Raw genomic sequence first — 6,918 nt, forward strand, 5'->3', positions numbered from 1 at the left:
GGTTTAGCGTATAAACCGTTGATAAAACGCACCCATTAGCATTGATTTGCTGTTTTCAGTTTTCTTCGATTGCATTGGGTTCTGTTCATTTCGTGGTATGAAAGGTGGTATCTTCATGGCCTATCTGGCGGGGAAATTGACCAAGAATCTCGTTCGAACGCTCGGATCAGGCCGGCATGGTGATGGTAACGGGCTGTATCTTGTTGTCGACCCGTCCGGTGCAAGACGTTGGATTGTACGTGTCACGGTTAAAGGGCAGCGGAATCGCCAGGGAAAGCCTTTGCGTACAGATTTCGGCCTCGGTGGCGCGGATGTGGTGACACTCAATGTCGCACGAGAGCGGGCCTTGGAGTATCGCCGCCTAGCCAAGCAAGGGTTGAATCCGAAATACCACCGTGATCAGGACGTGCCGTGTTTCGAAGAGGTCGCTCGGCAAGTCCATATTGAACGGCTGCCCACCTGGAAGAACCCGAAGCACGGGCAACAGTGGATCAACACGCTTGCCGACTATGCCTTCCCCAAGATCGGCCGGATGCCAGTTTCGGATATCGACCAACCGGAAATCTTGCAGGTGCTGTCTCCAATTTGGACCGAGAAGCATGAAACTGCGCGCAGGGTGGCGCAGCGGATGAAGGCAGTACTCGATGTGGCGCGATCACGGGGCTATCGCGAAGGGGAAAACCCCGTGACGGTGGTGATGGATGCACGTGTGCTGCCGCGCGTGAAGGTGAAGGTGAAACACCACAACGCGATGCGCTGGCAGGATGTGCCTGCATTCTATGCCCAACTGTCCGAGCAAAAGGGCACGGCCGCCCGTGCGTTGATGTTCACATGTCTGACGGCTTGTCGGACCGGTGAGATTTTGCACGCTTCGTGGGACGAATTCAGTTTTGATGATCTGCTGTGGATCATCCCACCGGAACGGACGAAAACCGGGGCTGAACATCGAGTGCCGCTTACCGCTCAAATGCTTGAGGTACTCGAACCGCTGACGGCGTTGCGATCAGAATGCGTTTTTGAAGGGCAGCGTCGACACAAGCCATTGTCGAACATGTCGATGCTGATGTTGCTTCGACGAATGGGCGTCGAAAACGTCACCGTCCACGGGTTCAGATCTGCGTTTCGTGATTGGGCATCCGAGAAAGGCGACGCTCCTCGAGAAGTCGCGGAAATGAGTCTTGGACACAAAGTAGGGACCGAAGTCGAGCGGGCTTATGCGCGCTCTGATCTTCTGGTGCAGCGGAAGATCCTCATGGAAAAATGGTCTTTACACTGTACCCGTGAGGTTAAGCTATGAAGCAAATCCTCGTTGCACGTACTTCCCAATTTGAGTTCGTATCTGAATGTGAAGCTCGGTGGCTAGCAGTCAAAACCCTCCTAATTGCGACCCGTTATCGCCTGACTTTTAATGATCTTATGCTTGGGGCTCTCGGGAATGAGGTTTCGCATTGGACAAGGGATAATTTAACTCGGATGACACCAGTTGCCAAACTCGGCTATCAGACGATTGCCACTGCACTAGATCCAAAACGGATCGAATTCCTAAAAGCGGAAAGTCACTGGCCAAAAATTTGTGGAGATGAGCTGTTTCCTCTTGGGATAGCTCTGGAGTTCATGCTGAAGGGGCATGGCAAAGCGCATTCGATCCAGAAGGCTATCAACACTTTCCGTTTAAAGCGAGCTGACATGTCGGAACTCCGCAAGAACTGCGCCTCCAGTTTGCCAGACACAGCAGCGCTGCCATCCGCCTACAGGCATCTGTCTACGGATACCTTTGAAAAGCGGTTTAAGTCTTATGAAACCGTGCTGCCCTACGTGTATATTTACTATCGTCGCTTTGATCACCAAGCTTGGGCGGCACATCTCCCTCCGTCCCAGAATCCCCTTATTTCACCTGGGGATTTTCCAGAGTTTGCCAACTACATGTGGGACCGACTGCTTGCTAAACGCACGATCAGAATGCGCCCACCTTCACAACCAATACTTCTTGATTTTCAATAGGTTATTATCCGGATTTGCGATCCGGATTAAATTGAACCGAACTCTATGAAACCTTTTCCAGAGTAACATAACTGGGAGAAGGTTGAATGATGCAGAAGCAAATCTTTGAAAATGAACGCATCTACGATGATACCGATCCAGAGTTGGATCTGATTGCATCGAGAAACAAGCGGGCGCAATGGCGCCATCGTCGGGTTGGGCCGGCTTTCGTAAAGTTTGGGCGACGGGTCAAATACTTGGGCACTGACTTGAACGCATTTGTCGAAGAAAACCGCGTTTCTCCGGCTGGCTGAGGTCAAAATCATGAGTTGGAAAGTCGCAAACCTTTGTGCGGTTAGAAAATTCGGCAGCCCCGTGCGTAAGCAAATCATCATGCTTCTAGCCGATAAGGCGAGTGATGATGGTTCGGGAATTTATTGCTCCAAAGGGTACATCCGACGGCACACCGAGCTTGGTGAAAGCACCGTCAAAAGAACCGTTGGCGAACTAGTGAAGGAGGGTCTTTTGGTCGAGACTGGCCAAAGGCGCCGTTGCAAGAATGGTTACACGGTCATCTATCGTTTAGACCTCGCTCGGATTGGCAATTTGGAGCCTATCGCGGAACCACCGGATGATACTCCAGATTTGAGGGGGGCCACAGAGGACGGGGTTCCGTGTGAACCTAGTACTGGGCCCTCTCCGGACCCGGTACCCCGCCCAGAGCGGACCCCAAACCACCCTAAAACAATCCAAGAACCACCTACACGCGCAAGGGACATCGACGAAGTCTGGGATGCTTTTCCTGTGGATCGCCGTCGTAACAAGGGGGTTACTCTCAAAGAGGCAGCATCGGCTGTCGAAGAAGGCTACGAAGTGAGCGAATTGATCGCCGCCGTCGAGATTTATGCGAGAGAAAGCGCAGGCTTCACGAGGTCCAAGGTCAGTTTTTCAGACAACTGGTTCCGGCAGAGAAAATGGGTGCAGCGCGTGGAACAATTGCGAGCGGAAAAAGAGGAAGAAATGGCGAGAGCCGATCGCCACTATGAACAAATTGCTAAATGGGTGAAGGAGCGCAGTTGGATGTGCGCGCATGTTACCGAGAGGCAGGCCAAAGAGGCCATTAGTCGTGGCTATCTATCGCTTGAAGAGGCGCGTTCGGCAGGAGTTTTACGATGAAATGCCTACCCTTTGCGGCTTTGTTGCTGCTGGTGACAACCCACCAAGTTGCAGCTGAACGGTTGGCGAGCCTTTCCGAACCAGAGTTGAAAACTGCCGTGCGAGATGCGATTGAAGCCGGTGATCAAGAAAACCTGATGGCTGCGATGAAAGAGATCCGCCGTCGCAGAATGTGGGTGTTCCAGCCAACGGCATCGACATGCAGCATGTTCGTGCCGGACTTACCAGTTTTCTCCCAGCATTTTGCGAACCGGATGCACATCGAACAAGCTTATAAGATCGCCGCGCAAAAGCGCTTTCTTGAGGAAGGCAGCTGTTCTTGCATGTTCGATTGGCCTTTCTCCGACTTCGTTATCGGGCATTTGGGAAAATCGCCTAACGAGCTTACGCAGGATGATGTTATTCAGCTACGCGATTGGAGATCTCAAGAGCTCTCAGACATTCTCGGCCGCTATACCGAGTTCCGAAACGCAAACTGCCAAGGAGATTGATTGTGGACTACATTGCATCCCTCATGGCGTTTGTTGACACGGTCGTCGCTTCAGTCGGTCAAAGCGCCTACGATCAAGTGGGCGCGGCGCTGATGCCTGCCTTCCAGCTTTCAGCGGTTCTTGTCATCGCGATCCTCGGAATAAATCTGATGATCCAGGCGGTTCCGATGTCTTTGGCAAATGGCGTGAATCTGATCGTCCGCCTCTCGGTGGTCATGGTGTTCCTGCCTTCTTGGGCGAATTTTTCGCTGGTCTACATGGCTTTGACGCAGGCACCGGAACAAATCGGCGGTGTGGTGCTCTCAACGCTCGGGTATAGTCAGGATATTGCCGGTCTCTATCCGGAACTGGATCGCCTCCTTCAGGAAAGCCTCGATCTTGGGCAGGCCGTGGTTGATGGCAGCGGGTACATTTCTGGTGCACTCGCTAGCATCGCTATCGTGGGCGTGACGATGATCACGCTGGTAGTGGCCGTCGGGATACTGATCATCGCCAAGACAGTTCTTGCAGTCATGATCGTGGTCGCGCCGGTCGCAATCGCTGCCACCTTGTTCAAGCAATCGGCACCACTTTTCGAGGGGTGGATTAAGGTCTCGCTGGGGGCTGCGATGGTATCGTTGTTGGTCGCCGCCGCGTTGGGGGTTGTGATCGCTTTCGAAAATCAACTTTCGCCAGGCAATAGCGAAAATGTGGCAGCTATCGGAGATGCGCTCGGGTTTGTGTTCGCCATGGGGCTTGGGCTGCTATTGCTTCGCCAGGTGCCGGGATGGGCCGAAGCACTGGCCCAAACGCGCATTGAGATCGGAGCCGTCGCCCGCAATGCTGAGCGTATGGGCACCGGAGCAGCGAGACTCAGCTCTGGTGCGGTTCGGGATGTAGGGGCTGGTATGAGGGGAGCAGCGGAAGCGGGAATTGGCCGAGAACTACCGCAGGCGTCTTCAGCCGCGCGGCAAGTCGGCTACAATACCGTGGATAAGGTGCGGTATCTCGCGTCACGAATGAGGTAGTGATCATGAGTTGGAAAGTTGTGTTGGCGGCAGTGAATGATCAGCTCGAGATACTCGATTTTTCACGCTCTCCTTGGGCGATTTTAATAGCTGCCATCATTGCCGTCGCCGTGGGTTTTGCATTTTCGGCCATTCAAGGGATATCGATCTTCGAAGATGGTGAGGCATACGTCAAAGCTTCGGTGAAAGTTGCCGTCGTTCTCGCTTTCGTGTTTGCGCCCATAGCGTTTTTTCGCGTCGTCTGCAGCGGTATTGTTCCGTCGGATTCTGAATTGACGAGTGCATATGAGGACGAGCAGGCGCATAGATTTGTTCGAAAGTACGCAGCCGCGGAGCTGAGTGAGCGAGCCGCCTCCAGAGACGCAAATGGATGGGCGGAAATCTGGCGAGGACGGGCAGAACATCTTTGATGTTTACAATCAAAGATTGCAGGCAGCGGCAAGTTTTTAGGCAAGGAGCAGCACTAGCATGACGAAGCGTGAGGGCAGTATGACCAATGATCAATGCAAAGCAGATTTGGGCAGCATCCAAGCCAAACAGCGCAAACTCCTGCGAGACCAACAAATGCGTGGAATACCTCTTATCCAGCGCCGTTCAGATGGCGTTTGGGTGCGGCGCAGCCATGATGGCAGAGAGATGGAGCTTTCATACTCGGACCGCGATGAAGAGTGAACCAACCTGATGATCTGGGCCGTTTGATGTTTGAATTTCTGGATCTTCTTGACACCTCAGGATGTCAGTAATTGCTTCAAACCGGAAAACCGGAAAACCGGAAAACCGGAAAACCGGAAAACCGGAAAAGCGGAAAGGCGGAAAGAGTGGTTTTAAATGTCCAAGTACCCGACCAGATCGGGTCGAACGACAATTGCGAAGCAAATTGTCTAGTGAGTGGACATTTAAAAAATATCGATTGAGGACCTCACTATGAACAATGAAATCGTACCAGAGCTCGAACCACTGAAATCCCGCTTCGCTCCAGGTTCATCTGATACGCGTGGGCCAAGAGCCCGTCCGCCGAAGGGTCAAAGGCGGTATGCGATCCTTCGCGTGAAAAAGATCAAGACAGCCGGCGATTTGGCGGCGGCGGCGCGTCACAATTTTCGAGAGCGAGATGCCGACAATGCCGACCCGAACCGTAAGGATAGCAATCAGGTTCTTTTGGGAGCTACTGGATCTGAAGAGATAGCAGAGCTGTGGAATGCTCGGGCACCCGAAAAGGTGCGAAAGAACGCAGTGCGGGCTTTAGAGTATGTGGTAACAGCCTCGCCAGAAGCGATGGAACGGATTGGGGCCGAGAATTCAAATGCCTATCTCGAACAAGCCCTGGATTGGTTGAAAGAGCGTCACGGCGCGGAAAACATCCTCTCGGCTGTAATCCACGATGACGAAACGACACCTCACCTTCAGGCCCTGATTATTCCGATCGATCACCGTGGGCGGCTGAATGCACGTGGATTGATCGGAGGCAAAGGGCAGCTGTCTGCTATGCAGACGGAGTTTGCCACGCGGGTGGGGGCAAACTTCGGACTTGAGCGCGGGTTGGAACGTTCTGGTGCAACCCATCAAAGCATCAAGAAATACTATGCTCAGTTGGCGGCTTTAGATCAAATTTCCGTTGAACTGCCAGAGCGTTCGGTCGGTGCAGGCTCTGAATTGCCCGAAAAAGATGAAGATTGGCGTGAGCGTGCTTCTGCTGAGGCGAGCGAAACTCTTCGCCAAACAATCGCGGTCTCGCTGGTCGAACGGCAGGAAATGTCTCGCGATATTGACTATTTGCAGATGCAACTGACGGACGCGCGCAAAGAAGTGCAAGCCAGTCGCGAAGTTGCAGATCGTTCTAGCCTCGGAGTTGCGGCTCTTTGCGCCCTCGATGGCATTCTCCGCAGTGCGAAGGAGGATCAAGAGGGCCTGATCGACAGGTTTGTCAGTGAGACGAAACGTTCTTGGGGAAAGCTACCGGACGCAGCCAAAGAAACGATTCAGACGTCTCTTGTTCAGGATTTTTCGCTAGAACCAATAGAATTGGGAAAAAATCGGGAGCAAAAGAGCGAAACAGATTTGGACCTTTAACGTGCATGGCTCAAGCTGGCCGAGCGGAGCCCTGCATAGCTCAGGCGAGGCCAGCTAAAGTCGTCATATGACAGCCGTTACCAGACGAAATTTCTTGCCTGCCGCGTCAAAATTTGCCGAAATTCGGTGCTTCGGTGCTTCGGTGCTTCGGTGCTTCGGTGCTTCGGTGCTTCGGTGCTTCGGTGCTTCGGTGC

Annotated in this window: 9 protein-coding genes; all 9 read left to right on the forward strand. The window is 53.1% G+C overall.

The features are described 5' to 3' along the window. Positions 1-115: 115 nt before the first annotated feature. A complete protein-coding gene (locus tag J3R80_RS11460) occupies positions 116-1,297 on the forward strand; it encodes a site-specific integrase (protein WP_275393910.1) in 1,182 nt (393 codons plus the stop codon). Further along, positions 1,294-2,001, forward strand: a complete 708-nt coding sequence (locus J3R80_RS11465) for a hypothetical protein (protein ID WP_275393911.1) — start codon at positions 1,294-1,296, stop codon at positions 1,999-2,001. The genes J3R80_RS11460 and J3R80_RS11465 overlap by 4 nt, the downstream gene beginning before the upstream one ends. 86 nt (positions 2,002-2,087) lie before the next feature. After that, entirely contained in the window at positions 2,088-2,294 is a 207-nt protein-coding gene (locus tag J3R80_RS11470) for a MerR family transcriptional regulator (RefSeq protein WP_275393912.1), read from the forward strand. A 490-nt stretch (positions 2,295-2,784) separates the two neighbouring features. Next, positions 2,785-3,156 carry a hypothetical protein gene (locus J3R80_RS11475; RefSeq protein ID WP_275393913.1) on the forward strand — a complete coding sequence of 124 codons (372 nt, stop codon included), beginning with the start codon at positions 2,785-2,787 and terminating at the stop codon, positions 3,154-3,156. Continuing rightward, positions 3,153-3,647 carry a hypothetical protein gene (locus J3R80_RS11480; protein WP_275393915.1) on the forward strand — a complete coding sequence of 165 codons (495 nt, stop codon included), beginning with the start codon at positions 3,153-3,155 and terminating at the stop codon, positions 3,645-3,647. The genes J3R80_RS11475 and J3R80_RS11480 overlap by 4 nt, the downstream gene beginning before the upstream one ends. Positions 3,648-3,649: 2 nt before the next feature. After that, positions 3,650-4,654, forward strand: a complete 1,005-nt coding sequence (locus J3R80_RS11485) for a type IV secretion system protein (RefSeq protein WP_275393916.1) — start codon at positions 3,650-3,652, stop codon at positions 4,652-4,654. A 5-nt stretch (positions 4,655-4,659) separates the two neighbouring features. Next, a complete protein-coding gene (locus J3R80_RS11490) occupies positions 4,660-5,064 on the forward strand; it encodes a hypothetical protein (RefSeq protein ID WP_275393917.1) in 405 nt (134 codons plus the stop codon). Positions 5,065-5,122: 58 nt separating this feature from the next. Next, complete coding sequence (locus J3R80_RS11495) at positions 5,123-5,326, forward strand: hypothetical protein (RefSeq protein WP_275393918.1); 204 nt, start codon at positions 5,123-5,125, stop codon at positions 5,324-5,326. A 252-nt stretch (positions 5,327-5,578) separates the two neighbouring features. Beyond that, complete coding sequence (gene mobV, locus J3R80_RS11500; RefSeq protein WP_275393919.1) at positions 5,579-6,724, forward strand: MobV family relaxase; 1,146 nt, start codon at positions 5,579-5,581, stop codon at positions 6,722-6,724. Positions 6,725-6,918 lie beyond the last annotated feature (194 nt).

Origin of the sequence: Aliiroseovarius sp. Z3 (assembly GCF_029105185.1) — a bacterium.
In the GTDB taxonomy this organism is placed as follows: Bacteria; Pseudomonadota; Alphaproteobacteria; order Rhodobacterales; family Rhodobacteraceae; genus Aliiroseovarius.